This window comes from Rhodoferax sp. GW821-FHT10B06 (assembly GCF_059415605.1).
Genome location: NZ_JBWKNO010000015.1, coordinates 16,338 through 31,674 on the forward strand (window position 1 = coordinate 16,338; position 15,337 = coordinate 31,674).

Sequence of the window (15,337 nt, forward strand, 5' to 3'; positions counted from 1 at the left end):
TGCGCTGGGCCGTCCGCCTGCAGCCGCCTCGTTGTTCCACAAAAACGGAGACAAAACATGAAGATCGCTTTCAAACAGACCCTGTCCATCCTGGCGTTGGGCTTGGCCAGCAGCGCCGCCTTGGCGCAAATGACCGTGGGCGTCAGCTGGTCCAACTTCCAGGAGGAACGCTGGAAAACCGACGAGGCCGCCATCAAGACCCAGCTGGAAAAGCTCGGTGCCAAGTACATCAGCGCCGATGCCGGTGGCTCCCCCGAAAAGCAGCTGGGCGACATCGACAGCCTGATGAGCAAGGGCGCGAAAGTACTGATCGTGCTGGCCATGGACAAGGACGCGATCCTGCCCGCCGTCAACAAGGCCACCAAGCAAAAGGTGCCAGTCGTCGCCTATGACCGCCTGATCGAAGCGCCCGGCGTGTACTACATCACCTTCGACAACAAGGAAGTGGGCCGCCTGCAGGCCGCCGCCGTGTTCAAGGCCCAGCCCAAGGGCAATTACGTGATGATCAAGGGCTCGCCCACCGACCCGAACGCCAACTTCCTGCGCGAAGGCCAGCAAGAGGTGATCGACGCCGCCGTCAAGTCCGGCGCCATCAAGATTGTTGGCGAGGAATACACCGACGGCTGGAAGCCCGAAGTCGCGCAAAAGAACATGGAGCAGATCCTGACCAAGAACGGTGGCAAGGTCGATGCCGTGGTGGCCTCCAACGACGGCACCGCCGGCGGTGTGGTCGCAGCGCTGACCTCCAAGGGTATCAAGGGCATCCCCGTGTCCGGCCAGGACGGCGACTTCGCCGCGCTAAATCGCGTCGCGCTGGGTTCGCAAACCGTCTCTGTCTGGAAGGACGCACGTGACCTGGGCCGCGAAGCCGCGATTGCCGCCGTGGACCTGGGCAATGGCAAGAAGGTGCCCGGCACCGTGAGCTGGAACGGCGGCGAAAAGAAGATCGCCCTGGACTCTCACTTCCTGAAACCCGTAGCCGTCACCCGCGACAACCTGGACGTGGTGGTCAAGGCGGGCTGGATCAAGAAGGATGAGCTGTGCAAGGGTGTGGCCGCAGCCAGCGCCCCGGCCGCCTGCAAGTAACTCCCCGGTGCTGAAGCGCTCCGCCCTGCAGGCCAGGGCGGGCGCCAGCCTGGAGTCCATTCTTCTTCCGGAACCCTGATATGAGCGATTCCCCCAATGCCTGGCGGCAGGCCAACATCGATTGGCGCCTTGTGCTGATGAGCCTGGTGCTGGCCGTGCTGGCTATGGTGTTTGGCCTGTTGACCGAAGGCATCTTCTTCTCGCCCGAGAACCTCTACAACATCGCCCAGCAAACGGCGGTGGTGGGTATCGTTTCCACTGTCATGGTGCTGGTCATCGTGGCCCGGCATATCGACTTGTCGGTGGGCTCGGTGATGGGTTTTGTGGGCGTACTCATCGCCTATCTGCAGTACAGCGCCAACTGGTCCTGGCCCACGGCCTGCCTGGCCGGCCTGGCCGTGGCATTGGCCGCGTCCATCTACCAGGGCTGGCTGACGGCGGTGCTGGGTGTGCCCTCATTCGTGGTCACGCTGGGCGGCCTGATGTCGTTTCGCGGCGCGGCCTTTTTGGTGGCCGACGGCAAGACCCAGCCGGTGACGGACGACTTCTTTCTGCGCCTGGGCGGCGGCTACGACGGTGGCATAGGCACCACGGCCACCTGGTGGGTGACCAGCCTGGTCTGCCTGGCGCTGCTGCTGCGCGCCGTGCAAAAGCGCCGCTCGCGCCAGCGCCACGGCGTGGCCAACGACCCGCTGTGGATGGAGGCTCTGCTGACCGGCGTGCCCATCCTGCTGCTGCTGGCCTTTGCCGACACCATGAACCACTACCTCATTTCATCCAAGACCGAGCCGCAGGGCATACCGATACCTGTGCTGATCTGGGCCGTGGTGGCCGGCGCACTGTCTTTCATCGTGCACCGCACCCGCTTTGGCCGCTATGTCTACGCCATGGGTGGCAACCCGGATGCGGCCGCGCTGGTGGGCATACCGGTGAAGCGTGTCACCTTGCAATTATTCGCGCTGCTGGCCGTGCTGATTACGGTAGCAGCTATTGTTTCCATAGCGCGGCTGAACGCCGGCACCAATTCGCTGGGCACCGGCATGGAGCTGTATGTGATTGCCGCGGCCGTTATCGGCGGCACGGCGCTGGCCGGCGGCAGCGGCTCCATCTTCGGCTCGGTGCTGGGCGCGCTGATCATGCAGTCGCTGGACAGCGGCATGCTGCTGCTGGATGTGTCGATCGGCAAGCGCATGGTCATCATCGGCCAGGTGCTGATCATCGCCGTGGTGTTCGACGTCCTTTATCGCAAATTCACGGGAGACCGCTGATGACCGAGCACTCCCAACCTTTAGTCGAACTGCGCGACATCCGCAAAGCCTTTGGCGGCGTGGTGGCGGTGGATGGCGTCAGCGTCAACCTCTATCCCGGCGAGGTCGTCGCCCTGCTGGGCCACAACGGCGCGGGCAAGTCCACGCTGATGAAGATGCTGGCCGGCGCCTATCCTATCGACAGCGGCGACACCGTGATTGCCGGCCACAAGGTGCACATCCGCACCCCTGCCGAGGCCCAGGCCCAGGGCATTGAAACCATCTACCAGACTCTGGCTCTGGCCGACAATTTGGACTCCGTCGCCAACCTGTTCCTCGGCCGCGAGAAGATGACAGCCTGGAACACGCTGGACGACCACTTCATGGAGGTCAACGCCCGCAAGGTGTTTGCCCGTCTCAACAAGAACTTCACCAACATCCGCGTACCCGTGCGCCGCCTGTCGGGCGGCCAGCGCCAGGTGGTGGCGATCTCGCGGGCGCTGTACTTCAACGCCCGCATCCTCATCATGGACGAGCCCTGCGCCGCCCTGGGCCCGGAGGAAACCGCCATGGTTGGCCGCCTGGTGCAGCAGCTCAAAAGCGAGGGCGTGGGCATCTTTTTGATCACCCACGACATGCCGGATGTGTTCGGCCTCAGCGACCGCTTGGCGGTGATGAAGAACGGCAAGCTGGTCGGCACCTACAACACTGCGGACGTGACCGAAGACGAGGTGCTGGGCATGATCATTACCGGCAAACGGCCCGAGGGTAAGGCGCAGGCGGAGCGTGCACAGAACTAGACTCAGGTCTTCTTTTGTTCACACGGCAACCCTTATGAAGACTACCGGCGACCAACAACTCGTCAAGCGCATCAACCGCAGTGTGCTGCTGCGCCTGCTGCGCGCCCAGCCCGGCCTGTCGCGGGCCCGCCTGGCGGCCGAGAGCGGCCTGACAAAATCCACGGTCAGTCTGCTGGTGCGCGAGCTGCTGGACGACGGCTGGCTGACCGAGGCCGCCACGCCGGTGAACGACGGCATAGGCCGTCCGTCCACCCCGCTACGCATCCACGAGGGTGTGCGTGCGCTGATCGGCGTGGAGATCGCGGTCGAGGTGGTGCGCGTGGCCTGCGTGACGCTGCAGGGCGAGGTGCTGCACTCGGCCCAGCAGCCGCTGACCAGCAACATCCCGGCCCAGGCCGCGCAGCAAACCGCGCGCATGGTGGCCACCGCCTATGAAGGCCTGCGGGCGTTGGACCTGCAGCTGGTGGGCGTGGGCGTGTGCACGCCCGGCGCCATCGACCACGACACCGGCCTGGTGCTGTTCGCCCCCAACCTGGGCTGGCGCCAGCTGGACCTGCTGGATCTGCTGACCCGCGCCATGGCCAAGGCCGGCCTGCCGCCCGTGCCCGTGCAACTGCAGAACGATGCGGACGCCGGCGCCTTGGGCGAGTACGAATTTGCCCAGGGCGAAGGCGAAGACCCGCTGATCTTCGTCAGCTGCGACGTGGGCGTGGGCGCGGGCATCGTGTCCAACGACCGCCTGTTCACCGGCGCCCAGGGCATGGCCGGCGAAATCGGTCACACCATCATGCAAATTGACGGCCCGCTGTGTTCCTGTGGCCGCAAGGGCTGCGCCGAGGCCTTCATCGGCCTGCGCGCGCTGCGCAACCACCCCATGGACCTGAGCCGCTCCGGCCACTACCTGGGCGTGCTGCTGCAAAACCTGTGGACCACCTTCAACCCGCGCGCCATCGTGGTCGGCGGCAAGTCGTGTGATCGCCACCCTGAATTCTTGCAGGCCGCGCAAAAAACCGTGGCCGCCTATGCCGAAAGTGCTGGCATGCCGCCCCCTAGCATCCGCGTGGCCCGCTATGGCCCGTTGGCCGCCGCCGTGGGCGCAGCCGCGCTGACGCTGCACGAATACCTGCGGCCCATGCACCCCAATTCCGAAGCCCGGCGCGCCCGCGCAGGGCAGGCTCTTTCACCCCCCTAACTTTTTAAAGGACTTCCATGGCCTCTTATTTCTCAGACATTGCCCCCATCGCGTTCGAAGGCCCGGCCTCCTCGAACCCGCTGGCCTTCAAGTGGTACGACCGCGACAGGCTGGTGCTGGGAAAGCGCATGGAAGACCACCTGCGGTTCGCCGCCTGCTACTGGCACAGCTTCTGCTGGAATGGCTTTGACCCGTTCAGCCACGACGGCACCTTCGAGCGCCCCTGGATGCGCATGGCCGACCCCATGGAAGCCGCCCGTGCCAAGGCCGACGCGGCCTTCGAATTCTTCGCCCGGCTTGGTGCGCCTTATTACTGCTTCCATGACCGCGACGTGGCCCCCGAAGGCGCCACCCCGCGCGAGAGCCTGAACAACCTGCACGCCATGATCGACGTGCTGGGCACCAAGCAGCAAGACACCGGCATGAAGCTGCTATGGGGCACGGCCAACATGTTCAGCCACCGCCGCTTCATGGCCGGCGCCTCCACCAACCCCGACCCGGCCATCTTCGGCATGGCCGCCCTGCAGGTGCGTGCCGCCATGGACGCTACCTTGAAACTCGGCGGCGAAAACTATGTGCTGTGGGGCGGCCGTGAAGGCTACGAGACCCTGCTCAACACCCGCATGGGCCAGGAGCTGGACCAGATGGGCCGCTTCATGAACATGGTGGTCGAGTACAAGCACAAGATCGGCTTCAAGGGCACCATCCTCATCGAACCCAAGCCCCGCGAACCCACCAAGCACCAGTACGACTACGACGTCGCCACCGTCTACGGCTTCCTGTGCCGCTACGGCCTGGAAAAGGAAATCAAGGTCAACATCGAAGCCAACCACGCCACCCTGGCCGGCCACAGCTTCGAGCATGAGATCGCCACCGCCATCGACCTGGGCATCTTTGGCTCCATCGACATGAACCGCGGCGACATGCAATGCCAGTGGGACACCGACCAGTTCCCCAACAGCATCCCCGACACCGCGCTGGCCATGTATTTGATCCTGAAGGGCGGCGGCTTCACCACCGGTGGCGTCAACTTCGACAGCAAGGTCCGCCGCCAGTCCATCGACCCCGAAGACATGTTCTACGGCCACGTAGGCGCCATGGATGTCAGCGCACGCTCCTTGCTGATCGCCGAAAAGATGATCAACGACGGCCGCCTGGAAAAGCACATCGCCGCCCGCTACGCCGGCTGGCAAGGCCCCGAGGCACAGAACATCCTGGCCGGCAAAGTCAGCCTGGACGCCTTGGCAGACCAGGTCCTTGCCAGCGGCGCCGACCCACGCCCGGTATCTGGCCGCCAGGAGTACATCGAAAACCTGCTGAACGCGTATATCTGAGTACGCGCTATTTAAATCGTAGCTGTTGGCGCAGGTTCTATCTGCGCCAGCGGCCGATTTAGTTTGCAAGCCCGCTGAAAGGACACCGTGCGCTGGTAGGCCATGGGGTCAGATCCGAATTGCGCGCAACCGGCCTGTTTGAACTCGCAATGCCCACCCGCATTTCGGCTGACCCCAGGGGCGGATAGATCCCCCCGGCTATAGTGGCCCATCGCTTTGATCTGCTGCTTTTGCTGGAACTCTTATGTCCTTTGACAGCATGTTGGAAATCCCGGAAACCCAAGCTAACCGGGCATTTGAGACAAATAGGAACATCGATGTTAGGAAGACATATTTGTGTCTCTCGATCTTGGGGCAGGCATCATCATGAGATTCATTGTCATCCTGGCGCTGGTTTTTCTCGCTCACCGTATTAGCGCGGAAGTCTTGCCGCTTCACGATGGTGATGTCGTGTTTCAAACCTCTCGCTCGTCGCAAAGCATTGCTGTTCAGAAGGCAACTGCTTCCCGGTACAGCCACATGGGCATCGTTTTCATCCGCAATGGCGAGCCATTCGTTTACGAGGCCGCCAGCAAGGTTCAGTACACGCCTTTGGAAGTATGGGTTGCTCGTGGCATCGGAGGCCACGTTGTGGCCAAGCGATTGCAGGATGCTTCAGTCATCCTAAATCCTGCTGGCGTCGAGCGGCTACGCCAAGCGGCGCGCGGCTTTGAGGGCAGGCCCTACGATCTCACCTTTGAATGGTCAGATGATCGAATCTACTGCTCTGAGCTTGTTTGGAAGATCTATCAGCGTGCTCTTGGAGTTGAGTTGGGTGGACTTCAGAAGATCAAAGAGTTCAATCTTAAAGACCCAGCAGTCCAGCAGAAAATGAAGGAACGCTATGGCGCACAAGTTCCGCTCGAAGAGCCCGCTATTTCGCCGGTCGCCATGTTTGGCTCCTCCCGTCTAGTAACTGTGCTGGAGCGCTAGCGGAGATGCTTGTGGCTCAGCGTCAACTTGCAGCATGCTGGCACTCCTCCCCGCATCCGAGCCCGACAAAGACTTCATCTTTGAAGCCTTTAAACCTCTATGCGCGAGTACGTGGAGTGGGCTTGGGGATGGAATGAGGAGTTTCAGCGTGATGGTTTTTGGGCCAACTTAGCGGTACAGAATTTCCAACTGATTTGCGTTGATGGGCAAAACGCTGGGGCGCTGTATGTCGAAGAGAGCGCGCAAAACCATTGTGTGCGCACCATCTTTCTCATACCGGAATTCCAAGGGTGTGGGGCGGGCTCCGCTGTGCTTGCGCAAGAAATGGTTCGCGCTACAGCCGCCCACAAGCCCCTCGTCTTGAAAGTGATCAAGATCAACCCGGCCAAACGCCTCTATGACCGCATGGGGTTTAAGGTCGTGCAAGAGGACGAGGCCACCTTCCACATCCAATGGGGCTGAGGTTGCAGGGATGGACTCGTCCACAACGTCGAAACGGGTGGCAGCTACGCGCACTGGGCCCTAGGTCTTGCTGCTGAAAAGATAGCGCCTAGCGCACGATTTACATGCGCCAGCGGTCTATTCTTCTTGAATTTTCAGGCCACAGCATCAAAACAATCGACAACCCCGTCCGCCCCACAAACAGCCCCAGCGCGGGAGACCAGACGCAAAGGCTGAGTTGGTCGGGCACTACGGCGACGATGCCGCTTATGCCGCTCTTGCAAGACAGGGATTCAGTTTTGCTCAGCCTCCGTGCACGATGGCCAGCTTCCCAAAGTGACGCCCACCGGCGCTGAGTTCGGCATAGGCTGCGCCGGTGTCGGCGATATCGAAGATTCGGTCGATCACCGGCACGATGCGGTGGGCGGCAATGGCGCGGGTGGCCTGGGCCAGGTCGGCGACCGAACCGGTGTTGTTGCCGACGATGCGCAAGCCCTTGACGATGATGGGCATCAAGTTGATGGACGCTGCCGTGCCGGAGAGAAAGCCCACCGTGAATACCGTGCCGCCCATCGCCGCTGCGTTGAGCGAGCGGGCGATGGTGGCCTCGCCCACGGTTTCCACCACCAGGTCCGCGCCGCGCCCGTCGGTGAGCTTCAACACTTCTGCGTCCCAGGCCGGGGTGGCGCGGTAGTTGATCACATGGTCGGCGCCGAGCTGGCGTGCGCGCTCCAGCTTTGCATCGGAGGAGGAAGCGAGGATCACCGTGGCGCCCGACGCCTTGGCGAACTGCAGGGCGAAGATGCTGACGGCACCCGTGCCCAGCAGCACCACTACCGACCCTGGCCGCAGCGATGCCGAGCGCACGGCGTTCCAGGCCGTGGTGGCGGCGATGGGCAGCGCCGCGCCCTGGACGAAATCCAGATGCGCGGGTAAGGCAACCAGGCTGTGGGCGGGCACGGCGACGTAGTCGGCCAGCGAACCCGGCAAGTTGATGCCCCGCATCGCGGCTATCTTGTGCGGCGCCATGGCGCCGTCTTGCCAGCCCGGCATGAAGTGCGGCACCACGCGGTCGCCCACCGCCCAGCCGCTGACGCCTTCGCCCAGGGCCACGACTTCGCCCGCGCCATCGGCTACCGGCACCATGGGCAAAGTCACGCCGGGTATGGCGCCGAGGGCGACGGCTACGTCGAGGTAGTTCAGCGTGGCGGCGCGCATGCGCACCAGCACTTCGCCATGGCCGGCCTGGGGGTCGGGCAGTTCGGTGCTTTGAAAAGCGCTGAGGGAATGGGCGGTGAGTTGGACTGCGTGCATGGTGTTTTCTTTGCAATGAAGGAAGTCGATAGTGTTATTGATAAATTAACGGAGATAAACTGCGATTTGGTTGATAGATTTGAAATCAGGAGTGGTGAATGGATGTGTTCAGCAGCATGCAGGTCTATGTGCACGCCGTGGAAAAAGGCAGCCTCAGCGCGGCCGCCACGGCCTGCGGTATTTCGGCGACCATGGCGGGCAACCACCTGCGGACGCTGGAAAAGCGCCTGGGCATGCAGCTGCTGCAACGCACTACCCGGCGCCAGCATCTCACCGCCTTTGGCGAGGACTACTACCTGCGCTGCAAGGAAATCCTCCGGCTGGTGGCCGAAACCGATGCCCAGGCGCAGAACCAGCAGCTCGCGCCGGCCGGCAAGCTGCGCATCACCGCACCCGTGAGCTTTGGCGCCGAAGCTCTGATGCCGGCCCTGTCGGACTACATGGCGCGCTACCCCGAGGTGAGTGTGGATGTGGCCTTAAGCGACCACACGGTGGATCTGGTGGAGGAGGGTTTCGAGGCCGCCATCCGCATTGGCCCGCTGCCGGATTCGCTGATCGCCCGGCCGCTGGCGCCGTACCGGCTGATGGTCTGCGCATCGCCTGACTACCTGGCGCGCCGCAGCACGCCGGTCCGGCCCGAGGATCTGGCCCAGCATGAATGTCTGTCGTTCTCGCTCGCCGCTCTGCAGCACTGGCCCTTGACAGGGGAGGAGGGCACCTGCCAGGTACCGGTGTCGGGCCGGCTGCAGGTCAATAACGGGCAGGCGCTGCGGGTGGCGGCGCTGCACGGCTTGGGCATCGTGCTGCAGTCGGCCTTTCTGCTGCAGGCCGATGTTCAGGCTGGTCGCCTGGTGCAATTGCTTCCCAGCTACACCCTGCCCAGCCGGCCGATGAGCCTGGTCTATCTGCCCGACCGCTACCGCTCGCCCAAGCTGCGCAGCTTTGTGGATTTTCTGGTGGAGCGGTTCAGCTAGTGGGTCGTCGATTGCTATCGTAAATGTAGCTGCTGCCGCAGGTAGTACTTGCGGCAGCGGCCTATTTCCCTTGAATTCTCAGGCCGCCAAAGGTCAAAAGATTGACAGTCCCGTACGCGCCGCAAACAGCTCCAGCGCCTGCATGCCCAGCAGCGAATTACCGCTGCCGTCCAGCGCTGGCGACCAGACGCACAGGGTGAGCTGGTCGGGCACCACGGCGACGATGCCGCCGCCTACGCCGCTCTTGCAGGGCAGGCCGATGCGGAAGGCGAATTCGCCGGCGGCGTCGTAGGTGCCGCAGGTCAGCATCAGCGCGTTGATGCGGCGTGTCTGGCTGGAGCTAACGACGGTTGCGTCCGCGCGGTAGGGGTGGCGGCCGTCGCGGCACAGGTAGCCGGCGGCGCGGGCCATTTGCTGGCAGCTCATGCGGATGGCGCACTGGTGGAAGTACAGGTCCAGCACGGCGGCCACCGGGTTGTCGAGCTTGCCAAAGCTTTTCATAAAGTTGGCCAGCGCATGGTTGCGAAAGCCGGTTTGGGCTTCGGACCGGGCCACCTCGGGGTCCAGGTGCACCGGCTCGTCGCATAGCTCGGACAACAGTTCCAGCACATTGCCTACGCCGTTGCCGTGCGACAGCAGTCGGTCGGCCACGGCGATGGCGCCGGCATTGATGAAGGGGTTGCGCGGTTTGCCTTGCTCGTTTTCCAGCTGCACCAGTGAGTTGAACGGGTTGCCCGAGGGCTCGCGGCCTATGCGCTGCCACAGCGCGTCGCCCAGGTGCTGCATCGCCATGGTCAGCGAGAACAGCTTGGACATGCTCTGGATGGAGAACGGCGTGGCGTAGTCGCCGCTGGCGGCCTCCAGCCCGTCGCAGGTGCGCAGGGCGATGCCGAATTGCTGCGGCGACACGCGGGCCAGCGCCGGGATGTAGCTGGCCACCTGGCCTTGCACGCCCAGCTGGGGCCGCACGGCAGCAACGATGTCGTCGAGGATGGCTTGGAAGTTCACACGGGGCTCCACTCAGAAATGAGTCTGGATTGTCCCGCATCCTGGCTGGCTGAGTAAACGGTTTGCTATGTAAACAATAGCTGCTTGCGCAGGTGAAATGTGCGCTGGGAGCCGATTCGGTTTAAATGCTTCATGCACCAGACCCTGGGGTTTGCGCCCGGCAGCGCATCCTGACAGGCTGTTGCAGGGCCACCACGTGTATGCGTTCGGTAAAGGGCTTGTCACAAAGCCTACGTACGCTGCCCATGCGCTGTTAACTGAGAAAGTCTTGCTCAGGTACCAGTCACCATGAATCGCTGGATCACGCGTTCGCGTCAGATCTGAAACCTCATTTTTCCGGAACCAGTATGAAATTTTTAAAGATCGCTTTGTTGTTTGTTTTGGTGGCCGCCTACAGCGGCTTGGTCGGTGCCACAGAAGGAACACTCAATACCCAGTTCTGGGGTTGGGTTGGCAAGAACCAGCATGGGTATTACTTGGATGGGTCAGATTGGCACTATTGCTTCAATAACAAGGGCGGTAGTTGCGGTACCGTGGCTTTGACGACAGGTCATTCCCAATGCAGAACCACCGGCTTCAATATCGGTGGCAAATGGGCGATCCCGACGCGGGTCGGTGGCATGGAGATCAATGCCGGGGCCAACCATTCGTGGACGGCCTGCAATATTCGCAGTGAAACAGTCACCTGCGGCCCCGACAAGGGTTACAGGGGCCGCGCGGTGATCCAATTCAGCGAGCGTTGGGGAAAAACGCATGTGCTCGGCGGGGACACCTACCTCACCGAGCGCTCGAGCTGCCCTGCCGGCTGGAGGTCTGATTGGATGGGTGGTCCAAACTGGCGTTGCACCTACGTGGGCGGTAGTTACACCGTCGAAGGCTATCTGCCTGAGTGGCGTGGCAGCAGCTGCCAGTACGAAAAGATCTAAGCACTTAGGTCATTGAGGGGCAGCAGAAGCGTGTGCCAGTTTGACGCTTCTGCCTGCCTACGCCCACCATTTCCAGAGGATTGCAGTGCCTTCCAAAATCTATTTTTCCTCACCCCGCGTGGCTGTGAAAACCGTCATTGGCGGGTGTTTGCTGATTGCGGCAGGGGTCTATTTTTTTGCCCGTAGCGGGTATGGCACGGACCAGGCCGAAGCGTCGCAGGTAGGCAGTTCCAGCGCCCAGCCGTCCCAGACGCTGGCGGCCGCTGGCGCGCCAGCGTCCTTTTCCGCTGTGCCGGGGGGATTCCAGGGGACGCTTGTCTCCGCCGATGAATCCGATGTCAAGGTATTCACGCCAGAAGAGGCGGTCGAGAGTCTGAAGGCCTTTTTTGACAAGATACTGAAGCGGGAAGACCTGTCGTCGAAGGATGTCGAGGAACTACAGGCGCGGCTCCTGGCGTCGATCGAGGGCAACCCTGCGGTCGCCAAAGTCGTGGAGCAGTTCTATCACAGCGTGCCGGCCGAGCAAGGTATGGAGCGCGATATGCTGCGCTCACTGCTGGTTGGATCGGCGGCTGGTCGGAGCATCGTCTTGCATGAGGCGAACGCCATCTGGGAAGGCAAGAGCGAAGCCAAGTTCGCCGAGATGTACGAGACCTACTTCAACCTGCCGGGCCAGGCGCCGCAAGAGGTACTTGTCCGGGCGCTGGCCGATGTGAAGGCGGGCGCGCAAACTGATGACCGAACCGCCGTCGCGCGGCTGAATTTCATTGGTCTGCTGGAGGACCAGAAAAGTGGTGACACCGCCAACCTGCGAAGCGATGCCGTCCAGCTCTTGAACCAACTGGCGGAGAGCCAGGGCAGCGATATAGTGCGGGCGCTTGCCGTTCAGAAGCTGTACCGCCTGAGCTCGCCTGCGGAGGCTTCCAACATCGCCATCACGCAGCTGTCCAAAGGTGCCTATGGCGACCTGGTGCGGGAAACACTGAGTTCGGTGAGCAGCGGCGATGTGGAGCTCACGCCGAACCTGCGTGTCGCGTTGACCACCGCCGTCAAACGCCCGGCCGCCTCCGCCGAAGAGAAGCAGCAACTCAACCAAGTCCTGGCCTCGCACAGCTGAGGTACTCGTTCGCCGCGCATGGTCAAAAGCCTGGGCGACGGAAGAAGCGCCGGCCTTAAATTGCCAATGCCGCCTCGATGTCCTTTTGCAGGCTTTGGGGCGTATCCATTGGCGCATAGCGCTTGAGTACCTGGCCGTCCTTGCCGACCAGAAATTTGGTGAAGTTCCACTTGATCGCCTTGGTGCCCAGCAGGCCCGGGGCCTCGTTGACCAGCCACTGGTACAGCGGGTCGGCACCGGCGCCATTGACCTCGATCTTGGCCATCATCGGGAAGCTGACGCCGTAGTTCACTTGGCAGAAGCTGGCGATCTCGTCGTTGCTGCCCTTGTCCTGCGCGCCAAACTGGTTGCACGGAAAGCCCAGCACCGTTAGGCCCTTGGTACCGTAGCTTTTGTGCAGCTCTTCCAGCCCGGCGAACTGCGGCGTGAAGCCGCAGGCGCTGGCCGTGTTGACGACCAGTAGAACCTGGCCTTTGAACTGCGACAGGGCGACCGGTTGGCCGGCAATGTCTGTGGCGCTGAAGTCGTAGATGGAGGTAGTCATGCCTGCGATTTAAGCAGACTTCTCTCTGACGCGTTTATTCACTGCGCGCCGCCAGCACCGACGCCAGCAGTATCAGCGCCGCTCCCACCAGCGTGCGCAGCGACAGCGTGGCCGCGCCCAGTGCCACCGAGGACACGCTGGCAAACACGATTTCGGTCAACATCACGATGGAGCTGTTGCTGGACGACATGCGTGCCGCACCATACTGCAGCCCCATATTGCTGATGAAAAACAGCAGGCCCAGCAGCACGATGGCGCTGCCCCAGCCCAGCTGCAGCGCAGGGATAGCCGGCACCAGCCCAAACTGTCCGCCCAGGGAAGCGGCCAGCCCAGCCATCAATACGCCGCCGCCAAACATGGCGCACATGCGCTCGGTGCCGGGCACATCCTGCAGGCGGCGTAACAGCACATTGGTCAGCGCAAAGCTGAAGCCGCCCAGCAGGGCCAGTCCGTCCGCCGCCGAGAACGCCATGCCGGCCACGGCGCTCAGGCCGCCCTCGGGCCATAGCACCACCAGCACGCCCACCAGCGCCAATACCAGTCGCAGCAGCGAGGCCCGCGTAGGCCGCTCGCCCAGCACCAGCCAGGCCAGCAGCACGGCCCAGCCGGGCATCAGATAGAACAGCAACACCACGCGCACCACGTCGCCAATCGCCACCGCCCAGTTGAAGCCCACATTCGTCATGCCGGTGGCCAGCAGCAACAGCCATAGCTCCGGCCGGCGCAGCAAGCCGCGTACAGCAGTGGGGCGGGCCAGCAGCAGGCCCGCCAGGGCCACGGCGTACAGCAGGGAGGTGGACCACAGCGGATGCAGGCCCAGTTGCTGCAGCTGGCGGAACGGCCACCAGGACACGCCCCAGATAAAGGCGTTCAGCATCAGCGCGAGAACGGGGAGCAGGGCGGCGGGCATGCAGGAGGCGCGCCCTGCCGCAAGGGCGGGCGCGGGGGGGGGGGGGTCAGTGAGTATTGTCGGTACGGGCCAGCATCAGCAGATGGTCAACCTCGTCCTTGTACTTGATGCAGTTGTTGGCGTGCCAGCGCTTGATCAGCCACATGAAGCCGGCCACCACCAGGCCAAAGGCGGTGATGGCACCAAAGGACGATAGGCCCAGGCCGGTGGACACGCTGTAGAACGCGCCCAGGGCCAGAATGCACAGCTGCTCGTTGAAGTTCTGCACGGCGATCGAGCGGCCCGCGCCCATCAGGTTGTGGCCACGGTGCTGCAACAGGGCATTCATCGGTACCACCATGAAGCCGCCCAGGCCACCCAGCACCACCAGGAAGGGCACGGCCAGCCAGACGTTGTGGATGAAGTTCATCAAGATCACCAGCAGGCCCATCAGCAGGCCCAGTGGGATGACCTTGGTGGCGGTGTCCAGCCGCATGCGCATGGACGCTGCCACGGCGCCAGCGGCGGTGCCTATGGCGACTACGCCCAGCAGGCTGGTCGATTGGGTGATGCTATAGCCCAGCGCGGTGGCGCTCCAGGCCAGCACGATGTATTTCAGGTTGCCGCTGACACCCCAGAACAGGGTGGTGGTGGCCAGGGTAATCTGGCCCAACTTGTCGGTCCACAGCCGGGAGTTGCAGCGCCAGAAGTCGGGCAGCAGGGCCAACGCGTTGCTTGGCATGGGACGCATTTCCACCCCGGTATCGGGAATGCGGGTGTTGAACCAGGCGGCCAGCGCGTAGACGGCGATGAGCACGCTCACAGCGGCTTGCGGCGGGGTGCTGATGCCGGTGTCAAAGAAGGGGAAGTCCAGTGCCAGCAGTTTGGCCGACACCGCCGGCCCTACCAGTTGCCCGCCAAACAGCACGCCCAGAATGATGGATGCAATCGTCAGGCCTTCGATCCAGCCATTGGCCTGCACCAGCTGCGAGGCCGGTAGCATCTCGGTCAGGATGCCGTACTTGGCTGGCGAATAGGCCGCCGCACCCAGGCCCACCACGGCCGTGGCCAGCAGGGGGTGGATACCAAACAGCATCATCAGACAGCCCGCCATCTTGATGGAATTGCTGGCCAACATCACCTTGCCCTTGGGGAACGCGTCCGCCAGCGCGCCCAGCCAGGGGGCCAGGATCACATAGAAAAGCGCAAACATGGGAACCAAGGCGGCCTGTTGCCAGGGAGCACCTCCGGCACCTCGGATCATCGCGATGGACGCCACAAAAAGCGCCTGGTCGGCCAGTGACGAGCAGAACTGGGCCGACATGAGGGTAAAGAAACCGCGCTTCATTAAATGCTTGTGGCGGCATCAGTCTGGCTGATGCAGGTTGATTTAAGACAAGTCTCCAGGGACAGCGGGTTATATCACGCGGTGGAATGCCAAAATCCCGGAATAACCATTCCCCCCCAGGCTTCGCGCACTGCGTGTCGCTTTC

The 15,337-nt window shown here is 62.8% G+C and carries 15 protein-coding genes; 10 read left to right on the forward strand and 5 right to left on the reverse strand.

From position 1 onward, the window contains the following. Nucleotides 1–63: 63 nt before the first annotated feature. The 7 genes from xylF to AC07O2_RS19875 all read left to right on the forward strand — a co-directional run bounded on the left by xylF (nucleotide 64) and on the right by AC07O2_RS19875 (nucleotide 7,093). On the forward strand, nucleotides 64–1,086 hold the full coding sequence (gene xylF / locus AC07O2_RS19845; protein ID WP_495105601.1) for a D-xylose ABC transporter substrate-binding protein: 1,023 nt from the start codon (nucleotides 64–66) through the stop codon (nucleotides 1,084–1,086). An 80-nt stretch (nucleotides 1,087–1,166) separates the two neighbouring features. After that, nucleotides 1,167–2,354, forward strand: coding sequence for a sugar ABC transporter permease (locus tag AC07O2_RS19850; protein WP_495234101.1), 1,188 nt, complete (start codon nucleotides 1,167–1,169; stop codon nucleotides 2,352–2,354). Further along, nucleotides 2,354–3,133 (forward strand): ATP-binding cassette domain-containing protein, encoded by a 780-nt coding sequence (locus tag AC07O2_RS19855; protein ID WP_495234102.1) that lies wholly within the window; start codon nucleotides 2,354–2,356, stop codon nucleotides 3,131–3,133. Before AC07O2_RS19850 ends, AC07O2_RS19855 begins: the two co-directional genes overlap by 1 nt. Nucleotides 3,134–3,167: 34 nt before the next feature. Further along, on the forward strand, nucleotides 3,168–4,325 hold the full coding sequence (locus AC07O2_RS19860; protein WP_495100005.1) for an ROK family transcriptional regulator: 1,158 nt from the start codon (nucleotides 3,168–3,170) through the stop codon (nucleotides 4,323–4,325). Between the two features lie 17 nt (nucleotides 4,326–4,342). Beyond that, on the forward strand, nucleotides 4,343–5,659 hold the full coding sequence (xylA, locus tag AC07O2_RS19865; RefSeq protein WP_495100004.1) for a xylose isomerase: 1,317 nt from the start codon (nucleotides 4,343–4,345) through the stop codon (nucleotides 5,657–5,659). Nucleotides 5,660–5,995: 336 nt separating this feature from the next. Beyond that, nucleotides 5,996–6,631, forward strand: coding sequence for a YiiX family permuted papain-like enzyme (locus tag AC07O2_RS19870; protein ID WP_495234103.1), 636 nt, complete (start codon nucleotides 5,996–5,998; stop codon nucleotides 6,629–6,631). Between the two features lie 99 nt (nucleotides 6,632–6,730). Beyond that, nucleotides 6,731–7,093 (forward strand): GNAT family N-acetyltransferase, encoded by a 363-nt coding sequence (locus AC07O2_RS19875; RefSeq protein ID WP_495234104.1) that lies wholly within the window; start codon nucleotides 6,731–6,733, stop codon nucleotides 7,091–7,093. Between the two features lie 282 nt (nucleotides 7,094–7,375). Here AC07O2_RS19875 and AC07O2_RS19880 read toward each other — a convergent pair whose 3' ends face one another. Continuing rightward, complete coding sequence (locus AC07O2_RS19880; RefSeq protein WP_495234105.1) at nucleotides 7,376–8,386, reverse strand: zinc-dependent alcohol dehydrogenase family protein; 1,011 nt, start codon at nucleotides 8,384–8,386, stop codon at nucleotides 7,376–7,378. A gap of 98 nt (nucleotides 8,387–8,484) precedes the next feature. Between AC07O2_RS19880 and AC07O2_RS19885 the strand changes: the two genes are divergently transcribed. Next, on the forward strand, nucleotides 8,485–9,360 hold the full coding sequence (locus AC07O2_RS19885; protein ID WP_495234106.1) for a LysR family transcriptional regulator: 876 nt from the start codon (nucleotides 8,485–8,487) through the stop codon (nucleotides 9,358–9,360). A gap of 93 nt (nucleotides 9,361–9,453) precedes the next feature. Here AC07O2_RS19885 and AC07O2_RS19890 read toward each other — a convergent pair whose 3' ends face one another. Beyond that, nucleotides 9,454–10,368, reverse strand: a complete 915-nt coding sequence (locus tag AC07O2_RS19890; protein ID WP_495234107.1) for a glutaminase — start codon at nucleotides 10,366–10,368, stop codon at nucleotides 9,454–9,456. A 347-nt stretch (nucleotides 10,369–10,715) separates the two neighbouring features. Between AC07O2_RS19890 and AC07O2_RS19895 the strand changes: the two genes are divergently transcribed. Together AC07O2_RS19895 and AC07O2_RS19900 are read left to right on the forward strand one after the other, a co-directional pair. After that, nucleotides 10,716–11,294: a hypothetical protein gene (locus AC07O2_RS19895; protein WP_495234108.1), complete on the forward strand. Its 579-nt coding sequence runs from the start codon at nucleotides 10,716–10,718 to the stop codon at nucleotides 11,292–11,294. An 85-nt stretch (nucleotides 11,295–11,379) separates the two neighbouring features. After that, nucleotides 11,380–12,411, forward strand: coding sequence for a hypothetical protein (locus AC07O2_RS19900; protein ID WP_495234109.1), 1,032 nt, complete (start codon nucleotides 11,380–11,382; stop codon nucleotides 12,409–12,411). 55 nt (nucleotides 12,412–12,466) lie between these two features. Here AC07O2_RS19900 and AC07O2_RS19905 read toward each other — a convergent pair whose 3' ends face one another. The 3 genes from AC07O2_RS19905 to lplT are packed head-to-tail and all read right to left on the reverse strand — an operon-like array spanning nucleotide 12,467 to nucleotide 15,192. Continuing rightward, nucleotides 12,467–12,955, reverse strand: coding sequence for a glutathione peroxidase (locus AC07O2_RS19905; protein ID WP_495234110.1), 489 nt, complete (start codon nucleotides 12,953–12,955; stop codon nucleotides 12,467–12,469). 34 nt (nucleotides 12,956–12,989) lie between these two features. Then, the gene (locus tag AC07O2_RS19910; RefSeq protein ID WP_495234111.1) at nucleotides 12,990–13,865 is read right to left on the reverse strand and encodes a DMT family transporter; all 876 of its coding nucleotides are present in this window, start codon (nucleotides 13,863–13,865) and stop codon (nucleotides 12,990–12,992) included. A 46-nt stretch (nucleotides 13,866–13,911) separates the two neighbouring features. Next, a complete protein-coding gene (gene lplT / locus AC07O2_RS19915; protein WP_495105511.1) occupies nucleotides 13,912–15,192 on the reverse strand; it encodes a lysophospholipid transporter LplT in 1,281 nt (426 codons plus the stop codon). Between the last annotated feature and the right edge of the window lie 145 nt (nucleotides 15,193–15,337).

Excerpts from the sequence above, each read along its gene's own strand:
- AC07O2_RS19850 (WP_495234101.1), top strand. The coding sequence starts at position 1,167 with ATGAGCGATTCCCCCAATGCCTGGCGGCAGGCCAACATCGATTGGCGC.
- AC07O2_RS19855 (WP_495234102.1), top strand. The coding sequence starts at position 2,354 with ATGACCGAGCACTCCCAACCTTTAGTCGAACTGCGCGACATCCGCAAA.
- AC07O2_RS19860 (WP_495100005.1), top strand. The coding sequence starts at position 3,168 with ATGAAGACTACCGGCGACCAACAACTCGTCAAGCGCATCAACCGCAGT.
- xylA (WP_495100004.1), top strand. The coding sequence starts at position 4,343 with ATGGCCTCTTATTTCTCAGACATTGCCCCCATCGCGTTCGAAGGCCCG.
- AC07O2_RS19875 (WP_495234104.1), top strand. The coding sequence starts at position 6,731 with ATGCGCGAGTACGTGGAGTGGGCTTGGGGATGGAATGAGGAGTTTCAG.
- AC07O2_RS19880 (WP_495234105.1), bottom strand. The coding sequence starts at position 8,386 with ATGCACGCAGTCCAACTCACCGCCCATTCCCTCAGCGCTTTTCAAAGC.
- AC07O2_RS19885 (WP_495234106.1), top strand. The coding sequence starts at position 8,485 with ATGGATGTGTTCAGCAGCATGCAGGTCTATGTGCACGCCGTGGAAAAA.
- AC07O2_RS19895 (WP_495234108.1), top strand. The coding sequence starts at position 10,716 with ATGAAATTTTTAAAGATCGCTTTGTTGTTTGTTTTGGTGGCCGCCTAC.
- AC07O2_RS19905 (WP_495234110.1), bottom strand. The coding sequence starts at position 12,955 with ATGACTACCTCCATCTACGACTTCAGCGCCACAGACATTGCCGGCCAA.
- AC07O2_RS19910 (WP_495234111.1), bottom strand. The coding sequence starts at position 13,865 with ATGCCCGCCGCCCTGCTCCCCGTTCTCGCGCTGATGCTGAACGCCTTT.
- lplT (WP_495105511.1), bottom strand. The coding sequence starts at position 15,192 with ATGAAGCGCGGTTTCTTTACCCTCATGTCGGCCCAGTTCTGCTCGTCA.